The sequence below is a fragment of the Limnohabitans sp. DM1 genome, assembly GCF_001269385.1.
GTDB lineage: Bacteria > Pseudomonadota > Gammaproteobacteria > Burkholderiales > Burkholderiaceae_C > Limnohabitans_A.
The window spans coordinates 21,179-37,607 of sequence record NZ_CXOO01000021.1; the positions used below are offsets into that span (position 1 = coordinate 21,179).

At 60.3% G+C, this 16,429-nt stretch carries 18 protein-coding genes; 3 read left to right on the top strand and 15 right to left on the bottom strand.

Features of this window, described 5'->3' with window-relative positions; genetic code table 11:
• Positions 1–54 precede the first annotated feature (54 nt).
• From rpe to AMM33_RS07680, 7 genes are all read right to left on the bottom strand, one after another.
• Positions 55–741, bottom strand: a complete 687-nt coding sequence (gene rpe / locus AMM33_RS07650; RefSeq protein WP_090140112.1) for a ribulose-phosphate 3-epimerase — start codon at positions 739–741, stop codon at positions 55–57.
• On the bottom strand, positions 738–1,463 hold the full coding sequence (locus tag AMM33_RS07655; RefSeq protein ID WP_090140114.1) for an HAD-IA family hydrolase: 726 nt from the start codon (positions 1,461–1,463) through the stop codon (positions 738–740). Before AMM33_RS07655 ends, rpe begins: the two co-directional genes overlap by 4 nt.
• Before the next feature lie 181 nt (positions 1,464–1,644).
• A complete protein-coding gene (locus tag AMM33_RS07660) occupies positions 1,645–3,423 on the bottom strand; it encodes a SulP family inorganic anion transporter (RefSeq protein ID WP_090140116.1) in 1,779 nt (592 codons plus the stop codon).
• Positions 3,424–3,426: 3 nt separating this feature from the next.
• Positions 3,427–3,714: a DUF3817 domain-containing protein gene (locus tag AMM33_RS07665; RefSeq protein WP_199233435.1), complete on the bottom strand. Its 288-nt coding sequence runs from the start codon at positions 3,712–3,714 to the stop codon at positions 3,427–3,429.
• A complete protein-coding gene (locus AMM33_RS07670) occupies positions 3,711–4,589 on the bottom strand; it encodes an MBL fold metallo-hydrolase (RefSeq protein WP_090140154.1) in 879 nt (292 codons plus the stop codon). The genes AMM33_RS07665 and AMM33_RS07670 overlap by 4 nt, the downstream gene beginning before the upstream one ends.
• A gap of 93 nt (positions 4,590–4,682) precedes the next feature.
• The gene (locus AMM33_RS07675) at positions 4,683–5,309 is read right to left on the bottom strand and encodes a peroxiredoxin (RefSeq protein WP_090140118.1); all 627 of its coding nucleotides are present in this window, start codon (positions 5,307–5,309) and stop codon (positions 4,683–4,685) included.
• Positions 5,310–5,514: 205 nt separating this feature from the next.
• A complete protein-coding gene (locus tag AMM33_RS07680) occupies positions 5,515–5,979 on the bottom strand; it encodes a rhodanese-like domain-containing protein (RefSeq protein ID WP_090140120.1) in 465 nt (154 codons plus the stop codon).
• 88 nt (positions 5,980–6,067) lie between these two features.
• On the opposite strand from AMM33_RS07680, the gene AMM33_RS07685 reads away from it, so the two are divergent.
• Entirely contained in the window at positions 6,068–6,928 is an 861-nt protein-coding gene (locus AMM33_RS07685) for an energy transducer TonB family protein (protein ID WP_090140122.1), read from the top strand.
• 33 nt (positions 6,929–6,961) lie between these two features.
• Here AMM33_RS07685 and AMM33_RS07690 read toward each other — a convergent pair whose 3' ends face one another.
• From AMM33_RS07690 to AMM33_RS07700, 3 genes are read right to left on the bottom strand one after another with little or no spacing between them, the layout of a single operon-like run.
• Positions 6,962–9,337, bottom strand: coding sequence for a nitric oxide reductase activation protein NorD (locus AMM33_RS07690; protein ID WP_090140124.1), 2,376 nt, complete (start codon positions 9,335–9,337; stop codon positions 6,962–6,964).
• Positions 9,321–10,100: a CbbQ/NirQ/NorQ/GpvN family protein gene (locus tag AMM33_RS07695; RefSeq protein ID WP_090140126.1), complete on the bottom strand. Its 780-nt coding sequence runs from the start codon at positions 10,098–10,100 to the stop codon at positions 9,321–9,323. Before AMM33_RS07695 ends, AMM33_RS07690 begins: the two co-directional genes overlap by 17 nt.
• 32 nt (positions 10,101–10,132) lie before the next feature.
• Positions 10,133–11,512 carry a ribulose-bisphosphate carboxylase gene (locus AMM33_RS07700; protein ID WP_090140128.1) on the bottom strand — a complete coding sequence of 460 codons (1,380 nt, stop codon included), beginning with the start codon at positions 11,510–11,512 and terminating at the stop codon, positions 10,133–10,135.
• A gap of 108 nt (positions 11,513–11,620) precedes the next feature.
• On the opposite strand from AMM33_RS07700, the gene AMM33_RS07705 reads away from it, so the two are divergent.
• On the top strand, positions 11,621–12,556 hold the full coding sequence (locus AMM33_RS07705) for a LysR family transcriptional regulator (protein ID WP_090140130.1): 936 nt from the start codon (positions 11,621–11,623) through the stop codon (positions 12,554–12,556).
• A 13-nt stretch (positions 12,557–12,569) separates the two neighbouring features.
• Here the strand turns inward: AMM33_RS07705 and AMM33_RS07710 are convergent, their stop codons facing one another.
• The 3 genes from AMM33_RS07710 to AMM33_RS07715 are packed head-to-tail and all read right to left on the bottom strand — an operon-like array spanning position 12,570 to position 14,247.
• Positions 12,570–12,893 (bottom strand): hypothetical protein, encoded by a 324-nt coding sequence (locus AMM33_RS07710; protein WP_090140132.1) that lies wholly within the window; start codon positions 12,891–12,893, stop codon positions 12,570–12,572.
• Between the two features lie 28 nt (positions 12,894–12,921).
• Complete coding sequence (locus tag AMM33_RS22395) at positions 12,922–13,065, bottom strand: hypothetical protein (RefSeq protein WP_228768006.1); 144 nt, start codon at positions 13,063–13,065, stop codon at positions 12,922–12,924.
• Positions 13,066–13,101: 36 nt separating this feature from the next.
• Positions 13,102–14,247, bottom strand: coding sequence for an NAD(P)/FAD-dependent oxidoreductase (locus AMM33_RS07715; protein WP_228768007.1), 1,146 nt, complete (start codon positions 14,245–14,247; stop codon positions 13,102–13,104).
• 234 nt (positions 14,248–14,481) lie between these two features.
• On the opposite strand from AMM33_RS07715, the gene AMM33_RS07720 reads away from it, so the two are divergent.
• On the top strand, positions 14,482–15,060 hold the full coding sequence (locus AMM33_RS07720) for a rhodanese-like domain-containing protein (RefSeq protein WP_090140133.1): 579 nt from the start codon (positions 14,482–14,484) through the stop codon (positions 15,058–15,060).
• 19 nt (positions 15,061–15,079) lie between these two features.
• Here AMM33_RS07720 and AMM33_RS07725 read toward each other — a convergent pair whose 3' ends face one another.
• Both AMM33_RS07725 and AMM33_RS07730 read right to left on the bottom strand, forming a co-directional pair.
• Positions 15,080–15,784: a Crp/Fnr family transcriptional regulator gene (locus tag AMM33_RS07725; RefSeq protein WP_090140135.1), complete on the bottom strand. Its 705-nt coding sequence runs from the start codon at positions 15,782–15,784 to the stop codon at positions 15,080–15,082.
• A gap of 68 nt (positions 15,785–15,852) precedes the next feature.
• Positions 15,853–16,362: a thioredoxin fold domain-containing protein gene (locus AMM33_RS07730; protein WP_228768008.1), complete on the bottom strand. Its 510-nt coding sequence runs from the start codon at positions 16,360–16,362 to the stop codon at positions 15,853–15,855.
• Positions 16,363–16,429: the final 67 nt, after the last annotated feature.

Below are 16,429 nucleotides of genomic sequence, written 5' to 3' on the forward strand. Positions count from 1 at the left end.
CAAACACTCTCTGAAGTTTTAAAAATTCGGGAATTCGGTAGTTCTTAATTTGGCTCAAGCCACAGCGGCTTGCTTGAGGGCTTGCATCACCCCCCGGTAGCCCCCATCGGCATCAGGCGCACCGAACACGGCGCTGCCTGCTACGCAGGTGTCGGAACCGGCCGCCACGATCTGCGCGATGTTGTCGGTCTTCACGCCGCCGTCCACCTCCAGCACGATGGGCTGGCCACCCCGGGCCACATGGGTGTTGATGCGCTGGCGGGCCGCTTGCAACTTGGGCAAGGTCGATGGGATGAATTTCTGGCCGCCAAAACCGGGGTTGACGCTCATGAGCAAGACCACGTCCAGGCGGTCCATCACATGGTCCATCCACTCCAGTGGGGTGGCTGGGTTGAACACCAGGCCCGCTTTGCAACCGTGGTCGCGGATCATTTGCAAAGTGCGGTCCACATGGCGGCTGGCTTCGGGGTGAAAGGTGATGATGTTGGCCCCAGCTTTGGCGAACAAAGGCACCAGCGCATCGACCGGCTCGACCATCAAATGCACATCGATCGGGATCTGGACATGCGGGCGGATCGCCTCACACACCAGCGGGCCAATGGTCAGGTTGGGCACGTAATGGTTGTCCATCACGTCAAAGTGCACCCAGTCCGCGCCTGCGGCTTCGATGGCGCGGACCTCTTCGCCCAAACGGGCAAAGTCGGCGGACAAGATGGAGGGGGCAATGCGGACGGTGCTCATGCGGTGGCCTTGAAAGCGGTGTGGTGCCATTCACGCAACTGCGCCAGCCCCACGCCCTGCAGGCTGGGGACAATGCGCAATGCGCCTTTGAAATCGTGCTCGGCCGTGAAATCGTTGGGCGTGATGACCGTGGGCAGACCTGCTGCCATGGCGGCGCGCAGGCCGTTCTCGGAATCCTCAAACGCCAAGCAACGCTCGGGTGCCAAACCCAAGCGCGAGAGGGTTTGCTGGTAGACCATCGGGTCAGGTTTTTTCCGCGGCGCGGTCGAGGCATCTTCGATCACCGCAAAGTGCAGCTGCCAGTCCGGCCCGATGGCCTGGCGCAACAGGGCCGCAATGTTGACAGGCGAGGTGGTGGTGGCGATGGCCAACTTGAGCCCGGCTGCACTGGCAGCCGACAGCAGCGCCAGCACCCCCGGGCGCATCTGTACCGCTCCGTCTTGCACGGCTTGCTCGTAAGCGGCGGTCTTGATCTCGTGCAGATGGTCAATGGTCTCCTGCATGCCAGCGCCCGTGATGTCCTTGGGTTGGGTCTCCAGCGTTTGCCAATACGCCTTGATGCGCTCTTTGCCGCCCGACACCGCCAACAAGCGGGTGTACAGCGGTACATCCCAACGCCAGTCCAGCCCCATCTCGGCAAAGGCGTGGTTGAACGCCGCCAAATGGGCCATTTCGGTGTCGGCCAAGGTGCCGTCAACGTCAAAAATCAGTGCTTGCAGCATGGGATGGAACCCTTCGTGAGGAAGAAGGGCTCCACTTTAAGAAGGTCTGAGGCTCAGGACAATTCAATATTGGCGATAAGTTAATTAATAAAATGCTTAACTACACTCGCCATTCGAGCACCGATCCCTCAATTTTGAGCCGACTTGACGGTTGCTGAGCGCTGCCGCAGTGGGCTGGCGCTCAAGCGCTGAAGACTTCCGACGTCAAGGCCTGTACCGCCTGGTGGTGCGTCAGGAACACTTGGCCACTCAGTTGTGCCAACAAATGGCTGCGCTGCAAACGGTCGTGCACGGGGCCCTTGACCTCGGACAGGTGCAACTGCACACCTGAAGCCTGCAAACGGGCGTTGATGGTTTCCAGGCTTTCGAGTGCGCTGGCGTCAATGTCGTTGACCGCCGAGCATTGCAGCACCACATGCCGCACACCTGGCCGAACAGCCACTTGGGCCGCGATGGTGTCTTCGAGGAAACGGGCGTTGGCAAAGTACAGGCTTTCGTCCACGCGCAGGCCCAAAATGCCCGGCTGCTCCAGCACGGCGTGACGCAGCACATTGCGGTAATGCTCGGTGCCAGGCACCTGCCCCACCACCGCGATGTGCGGGCGGCTGGTGCGGTACAGCAGCAACAGCACCGAGGCGCTCACGCCCGCGATCAACCCGGCCTCCACACCCACCGCCAAGGTCAGGCCAAAGGTCAGGAGCAAGGCAATGAAATCGGCCTTGGCGTAATGCCAGGTGCGGGCAAACACCCCGACATCGACCAAGGTGAGCACGGCCACCATGATGGTGGCGGCCAAAGTGGCTTGGGGCAAATGAAAGAGCCAAGGCGTCAAGAACAAAGCCGCCAGCGCCAGCCCGACAGCGGTGTAAATGCCTGCGGCAGGCGTGCGTGCACCCGCATCAAAATTGACCACCGAACGCGAAAACCCGCCCGTGACCGGAAAGCCGCCGGAGAGTCCCGCGCCCAAATTGCTCAGGCCCAATGCTCGCAGCTCGGCATCGGGGTCGATGCGTTCGCGCCGCTTGGCCGCCAAGGACTGGCCCACCGACACCGACTCCACAAAGCCCACCAAGGAAATCAACAAAGCAGGCACCCACAAAGCCTGGGCCAACGCCCATGGGGCGGCCCACCCACCTGTCGCCGAAGCACCTGATGACACGCCCGGCAGCGTGAGCGGCGGCAAGCCTTGCGGCACCGTGCCCACCACCCGCACACCCTGCTCAGCCAACTGCCATGCGGCCGACAAGGCAATGCTCATGAGCAGCACCGCCACCGGGGCCGCCTTGGCCGCCAAATCGGCCGCGCCCGCAGACACCCCCAAGCGCTTGAGCCCGGGCTTGAGCTGACGGCGCACCAGCAGCAGCAAAGCCAAAGCGCCCAGACCCATCGCAGTGGTGGGCACATGCAGGCTGGACAAGTTGTGCCACAGCTGCGGCAGCAGTTGCAAGAGGTTCTCGCCATGCAGCGGCACACCCAACAAATGTTTGAGCTGGCTGGCCGCGATCAGCAAACCCGACGCCGAGACAAAACCCGAGATGACCGGGTGGCTCAAAAAGTTGGCCAAAAATCCCAACCGAGCCGCGCCCATCACCAGCATGATGGCCCCGCTGAGCAGGGCCAGCATCAAAGCCGCCTCGGTGTACGCCACGCTGCCTTGCGCCGCCACCGCGCCCACACTGGCCGCCGTCATGAGCGAGGTCACCGCCGCAGGCCCCACGGCCAAAGTGCCGCTGCTGCCCATCAAGGCATAAAGCACCAAAGGGGCCATGCTGGCGTACAAACCTGCCTGTGCAGGCAAGCCCGCCAACAGCGCATAGGCCAGGCTTTGCGGGATCAGCATCAGCGTCACCACCAAAGCGGCCACGCCATCGGCGGTGAGCAGCGAGCGGTTGTAACGCCGCCCCCAACTCAGAATGGGGAACCAGCGCTGCAGTGCGGTGGGTGTGGACACGGCGTTCATGTTTCAAGCCTTTGAACGAAACAAGGGGCCCACAAAAAAGGCACCAAAGGGCACAAAGGCTGCGATCGTCAGCAAGGGCACGGCATGCGCACGCAAATGCCCTTTCCAGGCATAAAACAAGACCATCAGCACATAGGCCACAAAGGCCGCGCCGTGGATCGGGCCCATGAGGCTCACCGCCTCGGGCATGTCGGCCAAACGCTTGAGCGGTACGGCCACCAGCATCAAGAGCAGCAAAGTGGCCCCTTCGGCCCAGGAAGCCACGCGCAAAGGACGCAAGACCGCTTTCACAGCGCGTCCACTGGAATCTTCAGGTAACGCTGGCCGTTGTCTTCGGGCGGCGGCATTTGACCGGCACGCATGTTCACCTGCACCGAAGGCAAGATCAGCACGGGCATGGACAAAGTGGCGTCGCGCTTTTCACGCATGGCCACAAACTCGGCCTCACTCACGCCTTGGTGCACATGCACATTGGCCTTTTTTTGCTCAGCCACGGTGGTCACGCACTGGGGCTGGCGGGTCTCGGGCGGGTAGTCATGGCACATGAACAGCTCGGTGTTGTCCGGCAAGCTGAGCACTTTCTGGATCGACTGGAACAACACGCTGGCACTGCCCCCAGGAAAGTCGCAGCGCGCCGTACCGTAGTCGGGCATGAACAAGGTGTCGCCCACAAAGGCCACCTGCCGCGCAGGATCGACGCTGGCATCTGTGACCACATAGGTCATGCACGCCGGGGTGTGGCCGGGAGTGTGCAGGGCTTGGGCCTTCAAAGCACCAATCTGGAAGGTCTCGCCATCGCCAAGCAAACGGTCGAACTGGCTGCCATCGCGGGCAAATTCGGTGCCTGCGTTGAACAGCTTGCCAAAGACGTTTTGCACCGTGGTGATGTGCGAACCAATGGCCAATTGGCCGCCCAACTGCTTTTGCAAATAGGGCGCGGCCGACAAATGGTCAGCGTGCACATGCGTCTCCAAAATCCACTGCACACGCAGGTCCAGCGCCTTCACACGCGCCACCAACTGGTCGGCGCTGGCGGTGTGGGTGCGGCCCGACTTGGGGTCGTAGTCCAGCACGCTGTCGATCAAGGCGCACTGCCGGGTGCTCAGGTCGGCCAGGATGTGGCTGAAGGTGAACGTGGCCGGATCAAAAAACGATTCAATGTGCATGTGGGCTGAACTCATGGTGACTTCCTTGGCAGTGGAACAACAAAGGTCCTTGGCACCCCTTGCCGCTGTGCGGCAAGGGGGCAAGCCTTCAACTTAGAGGGACTTGGTCGAAAAATACCAGTCCTTCATGGCATAACCCTCGCCTTTGCGCTTGGCAATGGCTTCGGGGGTTTTGGGTGGTGGCACGATCACGTCGCAACCGGGCGTCCAGCCCTCGGGGGTGGCGATCTTGTGGGCATCGCTGGTCTGCATGGCTTGCAACAAACGCACAAACTCTTCGATCGAACGGCCGTTGCTCATGGGGTAGTACACCATGGCGCGCAGCTTGCCTTCGGGATCAATGAAGAAGGTGGCACGCACGGCCTGGGTGTCGGCAGCGCCGGGGTGGATCATGCCGTAGGCTTGGGCCACTTCCATCTTGATGTCGTCGATGATGGGGAAGGGAATCTCCACACCAAAGTTGTTCTGAATGCTTTGCATCCAGGCCAAGTGCGAGTAGATGCTGTCGATCGACAAGCCGAGCAATTCGCAGTTCATGCTCTTGAACAACTCGGCACGCTTGGCAAAACCGATGAATTCGGTGGTGCACACAGGCGTGAAGTCGGCAGGGTGCGAGAACAAGATGAGCCACTTGCCTTTGTAATCGGCGAGGCTTCGGGGGCCGTGGGTGGTGTTGGCGCTGAAGGCGGGAGCGGCTTCGTTGATGAGGGGCATGGACATGGTGTGTTTCCTTGAGTTGACTATCGGTTTTCAAAATCGAGAGATTTATTCAATCGACGGGGTCAACTGTACATACCCCTGAAGGTATTGGGTATGAGTTATCGCAATGAATGGCATAGTGACAATTGCGGCCGTGAAATCGACAAAATTGATCCATCGCAAGCCCTCAAGGTCTTGGCCATGCATGGCTCCAAAACCACAAGCCTCAATGCTTGGCAGGCCCTGCGGCTTTGGCCGCCGCGTCAAAACCGCCTTTGGCCTGCCACTCTGACATGCCGCCTTGCAAGATGCGCACGTTCTCCCAGCCTGCGACGCGCAGCGCAAAACCGGCTTGGGCCGACAGCGACCCGGTGTTGCAATAAATCAGCACGGGCTTGTTTTTGGGGATGGTGTTGCGCTTGGCCAGCACCTGACGCCAGTCCATGTTGACCGCGCCAGGAATGTGCCCCTTGGCAAATTGCGCCGGGTCACGCGCATCGATCACCACCATCTTGGGCCACTCGTCTTTGGGAATTTGCTCGGCAAAAATCACACCGCCGCCGTAGTCCACAAACTCCAGATACGCCTCCATCTCGTCGGTGGCAATGGCTTTGTTGTCGGCGTGCGCCGCTGGGGCCAACAGCAAGCTGCCAGCGGTGGCGGCGACAAGGGCGAGGGTACGCAAGCGCATGGGTGTCTCCACTTCGTCAGGTAATATCAGTCAAAACGAATATTGTCGCTGAACGGCAGCAAGAACTCCAACAAACGCCTCGGCGCACATGTCCAGAGACAAAAATTTCACAGCGCTTTTCCTCACGCTGGCTTTGCACGCAGCCGTGTGGCTGCTGGCCAGTGGCTACCCGTTCCAACACGTCATCCCACCGCAAGCGCCCAAAACAGCCGAAAAAATCGTCTTTCTGGAACTGATCCCGCCGCCGCGCCAGCCGCAGCCTGAACCGCCATCAGCGCCCCCCACAACGCTCATCACTGCACCCACCACGCCACCCCCGCCCGACACAGCCTTGGCTGCTCCGGCCCCAGCGCCCTCACCCGATCGCCCCCGCGCCAGCATGGCCGCGCCCCCGCCACCCACCGCCGAAGAATGGGCTTTTGCCGCGAACTACACCAACAAAAACAGCAAAGGCTACCGCTACAGCTGGGGCCAGCAAGTGCGCAGCATGATGGGCACCGCCGTCGAAGGCCCCGACCAGGGCGTGGTGCGCTTTCGCATCGAGATCGCCCCGGATGGCCGCTTGACGCAGCTGCAAACGCTGTGGACCACATCGGCCAAGGCCGAACAGCTCGCCCGCCAAGCCATTCAAAACATGCCACCGCTGCCGCCCACCCCCACTGGCCAACCGCTGATTTTTGACAGGACGATTTCGTTTTCACCTTTTGCCACCGACGGGCCGCCCATTTACAGGGACGACTGCAAGCCCGAGCCGCCCGTGTTCCGCAACCCTTTTGCTTGGGACGGTAAATCGCCCCAAGTGGTGGCTGCGCCCACACCGACCGCCCCACTGGACCCGCAAGCGCTGGCCGACTGCCTGCGCCAGCTGCCTAGGGACAGCGTCGAAGCCGAAAGCGCCAGCGACCAGCGCCTGATGGACCAATGGGGATCGAGCAAAACTGGGCGTTGAACGCCTCACGGGGCTTGAGCGCTGGCAAGCGGGTCAGCGGGTCAGCTTGAAGAACAAACTGGCCAAAGTTTCTGGCAGTTGGGCCATGCGGTCGACCAAGGTGTAATGGTCACCAAACACATGGCGCACACTCGCTTCGTGCGCTGGATGCAACTGGATGCACCACACAAAAACGCCTTGGGATTGCAAGCTGTGCACCACTTGGCGGGCGTCGTGCATCAGGTAGTTCGGATCGGTCACGTCGACGTCAGAGGGTTCGCCATCGGTGAGCACTAACAAAATTTTCTTGGTGCTTTGGCGCTTGATCAAGGTTCGTGCGGCATGGCGAATGGCCACGCCCATGCGGGTGGAGTAAGCGGGCTCCAGCGCAGCCAATCTGGCCTTGACAGGGTCTGCCCACGGCTCTTCAAAACCTTTGATGTGCATGTAGCGCACATCGTGTCGGGTGTTGGAATGAAAACCGCCAATCGCCAAAGCGTCGCCCAACTGGTGCAAAGCCCACGCCAGCAAAGCCACCGACTCTTGGCTGATTTGCAAAACGGTTTGGTCCGAGCCCGGCGCTTTTTCATTCAGCGAAGCCGACAAATCCATCACCAGCTGCACACTCACATCACGCTCAACAGGTTTGATGTGTTGCTCCACGCGGTGACTGGGTGTGTGGCCCGTTTTCAGGTCAATGTGCGCGGCCAAGGCCACATCCAAGTCCAGCTCACTGCCATTTTCCAAATGACGCTCGCGGGTGCGGCCTTGGGGTTTGAGTTGATCGAGCAAACGTTGCAAACGTTTGGACAGTGCGGCATGACGCAACAACAACTGGTCAATGTCATCCGCATGGCCAGGCGGGTGCAGGTATTCAAACACCCTCACCCAGTCGGGGCGCTCACTGCCAGCCAAATAATCCCACTCGGGGTAGAGCTGCGGGGGTAAACTATGGAGCTCTTCATCAGCCAAACGTGTGGGGCTAGGTGCGGTGTCTTCTTCGTCACCGTCTTCAATGAATTGCCAAAGGTGTCGGTTGTCGTCACGCCAGTCCACTTGCGTGTGTTCGAAATGCACTTGCGCCTGCGCATCGCTAGGGCGGCGTGTGCGGGCCACAAACTGCAGCGCCAACTGCGCCACTTGGGCCGTGCTCACCTGGCCCGTTTCGGTCCCCTGCCCCCGCTCCTGTGCTTGCCCATCGACCAAGGCCATGAAACGATCACGCCACTCGCGCAGTTGCGGGTCTTGAACCTCAAAGCGTTCATCCAAAACGCTGCGGCTCCACACACTGAGGCGGTGCAGCAAACAGGCGTGCGTGGCCTCGTTGCAGCCGCCTTCTTGCACGGGTGGGTACAGTGCCAGCAAGCTGTGTCGCAGGCCAGGCCAAGTGCGCATCAAAAGCAAATCGATGCGCGTGTCTTCAAACCACTCCACTGCAAGCCTTTGCATCGGACTCCAGTTGTCGGCAATGCAGGGCGTGGACCAACGGATGTGTCCGGCCATGTGCATCACCATCAGGCGGTAACGGTCTAAAGCGCTGACCCCAGCCTGTCCATCCAATACATCTGGCAAGCCCATGGCATAGCTGGGCCCTTTGTCGGAAGATTCCAGCAACAAGCAAGGTGAGACCGACACGGCCTGCACCCCGTGCTCTGCACTCACTTGTGCGGTGGGCAGGGGCAGCACATGCGCTTGCAATTGCCACATGGCTTGCAGGCTCAGGCTGAGCGTGCGCTCGGCATCACGCAACAAAGTGCCGTGGCGTTCTCGCTGCAACACAGCCAAACTGTCGGGGCTGCGCAAGGCAAAGTAGTCTTCTTGTTGGGGTGGGTGGTGCGCATACGCACGCGCTCCAAAATCCACCCACGCTTGCCAGCCCGACAAGGACAATGTTTGCAACAGTCGCGGGGCTTGCAAGAGCAACTCCGGCAAACCCGCGCTGGGCAAGGTGGCTTGTCGGCCATGGATAGATCCGGTGGTGCGATCCATGAAATGACCCACCGTGTGCAAATACGCTTGCAGCACAGACAAACCACCCAAACGCTGGGCCACAGGCCCCAAGCTGGTGAGTAAGTGAGTCATCGCAGCACTGTTGGGCGACTTGTTCATGCGCAGCAACAAGGCCATCACAACCTCGAAGGCTTGCTCCGCATCGCTCTCGCCCAAAGCTTCCACCACTTCGGGCCAATAGGTCAGCCATGCCAGCACAGGATCAGCGCCTCGGCCGAGTTTGCCCAGCTGACGACCACCCTGCCAAAAGGCCTGCAAAGAGGACGGGCTCAGACGCGCAATGGCTTCGTGTGCGCAGGCTTCAAACACAGGGCGCACGGCGGGCAAAGCACAGTCCAAGGCTTGCCAGCCCGCCAACACTTGGGGGTCATGCGCCCAAGGGGCGTTGGGATTGGGGGCGGGGTCAGCCCCAGCAGGCATCGATGGCATGGTCCAGGCTTTGTCGGATGTCCAAGTCATCGGTGATGGGGCGCACCATGGCCATGCGGCAAGCGTCGCGTGGCGCAACACCTTGGCGCATGAGCTGGGCCGCATACACCAGCAAACGGGTCGACACGCCTTCGCTCAGGCCGTGACCCTTGAGCGCACGGGCGGCTCCCGCGATGCGCACCAACTGCGTGGCTGTGGCTGTGTCGATGCCCGTTTCACTCACCACGATTTGAGCTTCCAACTCGGGCAAGGGGTAATCAAAATCAAATGCCACAAAGCGTTGTTTGGTTGAAGGCTTCAAATCCTTCATCGCGCTTTGGTAGCCGGGGTTGTACGAGATGACCAATTGAAAGTCGGGGTGGGCTTGAACCACTTCGGCTTTTTTATCGATAGGCAAACAGCGGCGGTGGTCGGTCAAAGCATGAATCACCACCGTGGTGTCTTGCCGCGCCTCGACCACTTCGTCCAAATAACAAATGGCCCCGATGCGGGCCGCTTGGGTCAGAGGCCCGTCCACCCACCGCGTTCCCTGACTGTCGAGCAAATAGCGGCCCACCAAGTCGGAGGCCGTCATGTCCTCGTTGCAAGCCACCGTGATGAGCGGCTTGCCCAAGCGCCAAGCCATGTGCTCCACAAAGCGCGATTTACCGCAGCCCGTGGGGCCCTTGACCATGACAGGCAAACGCGCTGCATAAGCGGCTTCGTACAAAGCCAACTCATCGCCTTGCGGGTGATACAGGGGTTCGCTGGTCATAGGGGCTCCTGTTTTTGGACGTGCGGCTCGACTTACTTGTGTGCCGACAACTTGTCGCGCCAGCCTGGGAAGAGCTTGTCAGCGTCGCCGGGGAACGAAGCGAACGCACGGGCGAACTCTTTGTGCTCTTTGGCGAACTCAATCGGATCAGCACCCGACTTCCAGCACTCATACGACTGACGCAGAGAAATCGCGCCAGCAGCTGGGCTGTCGATGTGGCCGTAAGAGCCGCCACCAGAGGTGTTGATCACGTTGCCGTGGCCCAAGTTTTGGAAGAAGCCAGGCAGACGCAGCGCGTTCATGCCGCCCGAGATGATGGGGGTGGTGGGCTTCATGCCGTACCACTTCTGGAAGTAGACAGGTCCTTGGCACTCGTCGCGCTCGATCATGTAGGCGATCATGCGGTCATCGTTTTCGCCTTCCATCTTGCCGTAGCCCATGGTGCCAACGTGGATGCCCGAGGCCCCCTGCAAGCGCGAAATCTTGGCCAGCACAAAGGCGGTGTAACCGCGTTTGGCGCTGGGGCTGGTGACCATGCCGTGGCCTGCGCGGTGGTAGTGCAGGTATTGGTTGGGATATTGACGGCGTGCGGTGGTGATCATGCCGGGGCCACCCACAAAACCATCCACAAGGAAAGCCACTTTGTCGGCATCGGGGCCAAAGGCTTCAAGGATGAAGTCGGCGCGGGCGCACATCTCGTAGTGGTCGTCGGCGGTGATGTTGGCCGAGAACAATTTGGCTTGGCCGGTTTCGTCTTGTGCACGCTTCATCGCGTCGACCACCAGCGGGATGGTTTTCTTCATGGGCGCAAACACCTGGTTGCCTTGTGGCTCATCGTTTTTGATGAAGTCACCCCCCAGCCAGAATTGGTAAGCGGCTTGCGCAAAGGGCTCGGGGCGCAGGCCCAACTTGGGCTTGATGATGGTGCCGGCAATGTAGCCACCGTCTTTGACTGGGCGGCCCAGGATGCGCCACATGTCAGAGATGTCTTTGCTCGGACCATCGAACAACTGGATGGCACGCTCGGGGAAATAAATGTCGTGGATCTTGGCGTGCTGGATGTCGCCCATGCCCTGGTTGTTGCCAATGACCAAAGTCAGGATCGAGACCATCATCATGCGGCCATCGGTCACATTGCGGTCAAATAAATCCATCGGGTAGGCGATGCGCATGTCTTCGGTGGCTTCGTCGATGAAGTAAACCAAAGCGTCCAGGCCTTTGGTGAAGTCGTCTGTGGTTGACACCTCGACGTTTGTGCCGGTGGAGGATTCAGCGGCAAAGTGCGCCGCCGCCTCCAAGTAGCCATAACCGGCTTTGGGCTTCATTTTGTAGGCCACCAGAATGTGGCGACCGCCTTGGATGAGGTCCTCTTCTGTGAGGCTCAGGTCGGCATAACGTGCGCTTTGGTCCATTTTCTGTCTCCAGTCAAATTTGTGGGTTGAGGCAATGACTGGACTTTAAAAATCTTCTGCAATAAGGTAAATTCAATATTAATCGCAACTAAATTAAGCAAAGACTGAATGAAGAACGCCACCTTCCGCCAACTTCGCGTGTTCAACGAGGTGGCCCGTCACCTGAGCTTTGTGCGTGCCGCCGAAAACTTGCACCTGACCCCGCCCGCCGTGACCATGCAGGTCAAGGAACTCGAAGGCCATGTGGGCATGCCCCTGTTTGACCGGCGCGGCAAGCAAGTGAGCCTGACCACCACAGGCGAGTACATGCTGGTTTATGCCCGCAAAATTTTGGCTACCGTGAAAGACGCCGAAGACGCTGCGGCCCGTTTGCAGAGGGCCGAAACCGGGGTGCTGACCATCGGCTTTGTCAGCACGGCCAAGTATTTTTTGATGAACATGCTGGCAGACTTTCGCAATCTGCACCCAGGCGTGGACATCCAGATCCTGATTGGCAACCGCGACCAACTCGTCAGCATGCTGCAAAACAGCGAGGTCGACATCGCCGTGATGGGCCGTCCCCCCAAAGAGCTGCAAACCCGGGCCGAGCCCTTCGCGGCACACCCGCATGTGTTTGTCTCGTCCGTGGACCACCCACTGGCCCAGCGCGATCACCTGCGTGTGGAAGACCTGCGCCCCTATGACTTCATCGTGCGCGAAAAAGGCGCAGGCACCCGCGCCGCCATGGAAAAGTTTTTTGAAGACACACACGTCGAGCCGCGCTTGAAAATCCAGCTGCACAGCAACGAGATCATCAAGCAGGCTGTGATGGCGGGGCTGGGCCTGGGCTTTTTGTCGCTTCACACCATTGGCCTGGAGCTGGAGCACAACCTGATCCGCATGCTCGATGTGGAAGGCGCACCCGTGGTGCGCTCATGGAACGTGGTGCACACCCAATCCAAAATGCTCTCGCCCGCGGCCGAGGCGTTTCGCTACTTCATGCTCGAAGAAGCCGAAAGCCACCTGGCCCAGCGCTTTGGCATGCACTGGCCCAAAGCCACCTGAACACTTGGCATCTTCAGCGCTTGCGCATGGCCAGCACGGGCCACAGCAGCACGGCTGCCGCCACGCCCATACCTGCGGCCATGCCCAGCAAAGCGGCCCAGTCCACCCAATAGCCCATGTCGGCCAGTGTGGACTTGGACAAAGACGGCAAAGTCAGCACCGCTGCCATCGCCACCAGCACGGCCAAAGCCACCAGCGTTGAGGCGCTGACAAGCGCCAGCTTCTTGCGGTTGATCAGCATGACCGCCGCCCACACCAGCGCCAAAGGTAACAGCGCAGGCCAAAGGTCCCAAGCGATTTCGAAGGCAATGTTCATCGCCAGCCAGATTTCATACATGTGCGTCTCCTGATGTGGTGATTGGGCTTCAGACCCGGCCCTTGAGCGTCGCCATGTAGGCAGGCTTGAGCATGCGGTATTTCATCAGCCAGGCAAAGTAGCCCGCCTGCAGCGGCTCGATCATGGGAAGCGTTGGCGTGAGATGGCCCGCATAGTCGAACTCGATCAGCATGGCCGAGCCTTCTTTCACGATCAGCGGGCACGAGGTTTAGCCATCGAACTTCTGGCCGGGCGTGCGGCCCGCGATCACGTCCACCACATGCTCGGCCACGATGGGCGCGCTCTTTTTGACGGTGGCCGCCGTCTTGCCACGCGGCGTGCCGTTCACATCGCCCACGCCAAACACATTAGGGTAGCGGCGGTGCTGCAAGGTGTCCTTGTCCACCTCCAGCCAGCCGCCTGCGGCAAAGGGGCCCTCTTTCCAGGCCAAGTCGGAATTCTTGACCGCATCGGGCGCACGCATGGGCGGCACCACATGGATGAAGTCGTAAGGCACTTCGGTGCTGTCACCTTCGGGCGAGACAAAACGCGCCCGTTGCGCACCGATGTCTAGGCCTTGCAGCTTTTGCGTGGTCTCGACCGCGATGCCCAAATCATTCCAGCGCGAGAGCACGTTGTCGTTGACCACCTTGACGCCAAACACATTGCCCAGCGCCGAGTAAAACGTGACTTTGGATTGGTCCAGCGTGCCTGACTGCGCCAGGCGGTCGCGCAGCATGAAGGTCATCTTGAGGGGCGCGCCCGCGCACTTGAGCGGCGTGGCCGGCAGCGTCAGCACCGCGTTGCCACCTTTGCGCCGAAACGCGTCCATGCTGGCCCAAGTGGCCTGCGCTGCTTCGGGGCTGGGGTAGACGCTGGTCAGGCCCTTTTGGCCAATCGCGCTCACATCCATGCCCTCGATCAGCGACCAGTCCTGGTGCGTGCCCATGGCCACCACCAGATAGTCGTATGGGACGCGCTGACCCGAAGCCGTGACCACCGTGTTGCTGGCCGGGTCCAGCTCGCTGACCATGTCCTTGATCCAATTGAGCTGGGGCGGGTGAAAGTCGGCATTGCGGTCGCGCACCTTGCTCACGGGCCACACGCCCGTGGCCACCAGGGTGTAACCGGGCTGGTAGTTGTGCTCTTCCTTGCGGTCGATCAGGGTGATCTTGGCCCCGTCAAGCAAGGCATGGAGCCGGTTGGCCACAGCAATGCCACCCAAGCCACCGCCCAAAATCACGATGTGCGCCTGCGTTTTGGTTTTGGCCGCCTGGGCAGCGGGCGCAGCGCTGGCCAAAACGGCAGCGCCTGCCGAGCCCAGCAACCACTGGCGGCGGCTCAGCGCGCTGGATCTGTTTTTTGGGTTTTCCATCGTGACTCCTTTGACAAGGCGGCCATCTTCTCAGTGTGTGGCCCCACGGATTTGAGCTGGATCAATTTCATGCACAAAGGCTCTTTTTGCAGCGTTTTTTTGACGATCCCAACCCGCCCCAACAAAAGGCGAATCCTGAATTGATTTGCATCAACCGTTTGGCCGCGCCCATTTTTAGAATGCCGACCAAGCCGGGCCACAGGCCCTTTTTTGCCCCCTCAAACGGAACAACACATGAAAAACATCGCCGCCTGGATTTTGGGCATGAGCCTCTCTGGACTGGCCTTTGGCCAAGCCGCCACCATCGCCGTGGGCACGCCTTTGAACATCATCGACACCCAAAAATCGGTTGTGGTTCAAACCGCCAAAGGCCCCGTCACCATCACCCGCACCATGACCGCTTGTGCCAAAAACGGCGGCAACTTGCAGCCTTTGGTGCCCGTGCCCGGTGTGCACCCCGTGGGTGAAATTGAGATCCTCGAAGCCTTGAGCGACCGCAACGCCATCGTGCTGGACATGCGCGACACCAACGACCGCGTCAAAGGCACGATTCCCGGCTCGGTCGGCATCCCCTACACCGAGGTGGCGGCCCGCATGAACGAATTGGGTTGCAAGAAAAATGGCAGCCAGTGGGATTGCGCATCGGCCAAAAAGGTCTACGCCTTTTGCAACGGCCCCGTCTGCCCCCAAAGCCCCATGGCCATCAAAGCCATGACCCGCGATGGTTTCCCGTCCAACAAAATTTATTACTACCGTGGCGGCATGCTGGACTGGGACGCCCTGGGCCTGACCAGCGTGAAAGACGAGTTTTAATCAGCTGCCTGACCTTCAATCACTGGCGCTGCAACAAAACTTCGTTGGTGATTTCATAGCGCCGGCCCTGTTTGTCGCAGGGTTTTAAGGCTCCGTCGCGCACCAAGCTGCTGATTTCGCGGCTGACGGTTTCGAGTTTGATGTCGAGCATGGCGCCCATGTCGTCGCGGGCAAAAAACGAGGTGATGCCGGGTTGGTCGGGGTCGCGCATTTTGAGGGCGAGGGCGGCCACGCGTTGGCGGGCCGAGCCGAAGTTCAGGTCGGCCAGCCAGTCGTCGGCGTCTTTCAGGGCTTGTTGCCACTTTTGCATCAGGCGTTTGTGCAGGCGTGGTGAGTTGCCCGACAAATGGTGCAACACCGACAAGGGGATACGGCAAACGTGGGCTTCGACCAGGGCGATGGCTTCGCTGTCGTAGCGGGCGGTGGCCAGGGCTTCGAGGCCAATCACGTCGCCCGGGCGCAGCACGCGCACGATGCGTTCCCGGCCGTCGGCGGTGGCCCGCACCAGTTTGACCATGCCTTTGCGCAGCGTGAACACGCCCAAGGCGGTTTGCCCCTCTGTGTACAGCGGCGCGTCAGCCGCGAACACCATGTCGTCGATGGGGGTGTGGATTTCGCCAAAGTCCTGTTCGTTCAGGTCGGCAAAGAGCACCATGTCGCGGATGCCACAGTTGCGGCAGTCCGAGGTGCCTTTCCAAGCCGAGTCAATCTTGATGGGGATCATGTTTTGAATTTAGCACGCTGCACCTACGCCAGAAAACCGAAAGCGCACAGCCTTGTAGGTTTTTTAAATCAAAGCGCTTTTCGACCTTGTACCAATCGCTCTTCCAAGTAGGGGCCATAGAAGTCGGGCAAATAAGCCCCTTCCATGCGCTCGGCCACCTCTTTGCCGCCTGGCCCAAAAAACAGCAGTGTGGGCGTGATGGAGACTTTCCACTGACGAGTGAGCTGGTCGTGGGTGGTGAGCTTGCCCGCAAAGTCGAGCACGGGCTGGTTGTTGCGCATGTCTACCTGCACGATGACAGTGCCTGAGCGGTGCATGGGCGAGAGGTGGCTTTGCCGGGCCTGGCGGCAAAACACGCAGCCGTCCAGGCTGACCATGACGATCAGGGGCTGCTTGTTTTTCAGGGCTTGGGCCAGTTCATCGGGCAGGGATTGAGCGGCGGGCAAAGTGGCGGCCGCCCCTTTGGATGGCGGCACCTGCGCCACAGCAGGCAGCGCTAACAAGGATGCACCGGTCCACAAAAGCCAGTCGCGGCGGCGCTGGGCCAACAAGGGAAATGTGCTTATATAAGAGGCCATGAATTACGAACCGTGGACAATAGCGGGTTTTGCGTTGCGTTGAATCCAACTGTACACGCAATGCCCT

Excerpts from the sequence above, each read along its gene's own strand:
- AMM33_RS07675 (WP_090140118.1), bottom strand. The coding sequence starts at position 5,309 with ATGTCCATGCCCCTCATCAACGAAGCCGCTCCCGCCTTCAGCGCCAAC.
- AMM33_RS07710 (WP_090140132.1), bottom strand. The coding sequence starts at position 12,893 with ATGTATGAAATCTGGCTGGCGATGAACATTGCCTTCGAAATCGCTTGG.
- AMM33_RS07720 (WP_090140133.1), top strand. The coding sequence starts at position 14,482 with ATGAAAAACATCGCCGCCTGGATTTTGGGCATGAGCCTCTCTGGACTG.
- AMM33_RS07730 (WP_228768008.1), bottom strand. The coding sequence starts at position 16,362 with ATGGCCTCTTATATAAGCACATTTCCCTTGTTGGCCCAGCGCCGCCGC.
- AMM33_RS07670 (WP_090140154.1), bottom strand. The coding sequence starts at position 4,589 with ATGCACATTGAATCGTTTTTTGATCCGGCCACGTTCACCTTCAGCCAC.
- AMM33_RS07690 (WP_090140124.1), bottom strand. The coding sequence starts at position 9,337 with ATGCCTGCTGGGGCTGACCCCGCCCCCAATCCCAACGCCCCTTGGGCG.
- AMM33_RS22395 (WP_228768006.1), bottom strand. The coding sequence starts at position 13,065 with ATGCTGATCGAGTTCGACTATGCGGGCCATCTCACGCCAACGCTTCCC.
- AMM33_RS07660 (WP_090140116.1), bottom strand. The coding sequence starts at position 3,423 with ATGAACGCCGTGTCCACACCCACCGCACTGCAGCGCTGGTTCCCCATT.
- AMM33_RS07695 (WP_090140126.1), bottom strand. The coding sequence starts at position 10,100 with ATGACCAGCGAACCCCTGTATCACCCGCAAGGCGATGAGTTGGCTTTG.
- AMM33_RS07715 (WP_228768007.1), bottom strand. The coding sequence starts at position 14,247 with ATGGAAAACCCAAAAAACAGATCCAGCGCGCTGAGCCGCCGCCAGTGG.
- AMM33_RS07685 (WP_090140122.1), top strand. The coding sequence starts at position 6,068 with ATGTCCAGAGACAAAAATTTCACAGCGCTTTTCCTCACGCTGGCTTTG.
- AMM33_RS07705 (WP_090140130.1), top strand. The coding sequence starts at position 11,621 with ATGAAGAACGCCACCTTCCGCCAACTTCGCGTGTTCAACGAGGTGGCC.
- AMM33_RS07680 (WP_090140120.1), bottom strand. The coding sequence starts at position 5,979 with ATGCGCTTGCGTACCCTCGCCCTTGTCGCCGCCACCGCTGGCAGCTTG.
- rpe (WP_090140112.1), bottom strand. The coding sequence starts at position 741 with ATGAGCACCGTCCGCATTGCCCCCTCCATCTTGTCCGCCGACTTTGCC.
- AMM33_RS07655 (WP_090140114.1), bottom strand. The coding sequence starts at position 1,463 with ATGCTGCAAGCACTGATTTTTGACGTTGACGGCACCTTGGCCGACACC.
- AMM33_RS07725 (WP_090140135.1), bottom strand. The coding sequence starts at position 15,784 with ATGATCCCCATCAAGATTGACTCGGCTTGGAAAGGCACCTCGGACTGC.
- AMM33_RS07700 (WP_090140128.1), bottom strand. The coding sequence starts at position 11,512 with ATGGACCAAAGCGCACGTTATGCCGACCTGAGCCTCACAGAAGAGGAC.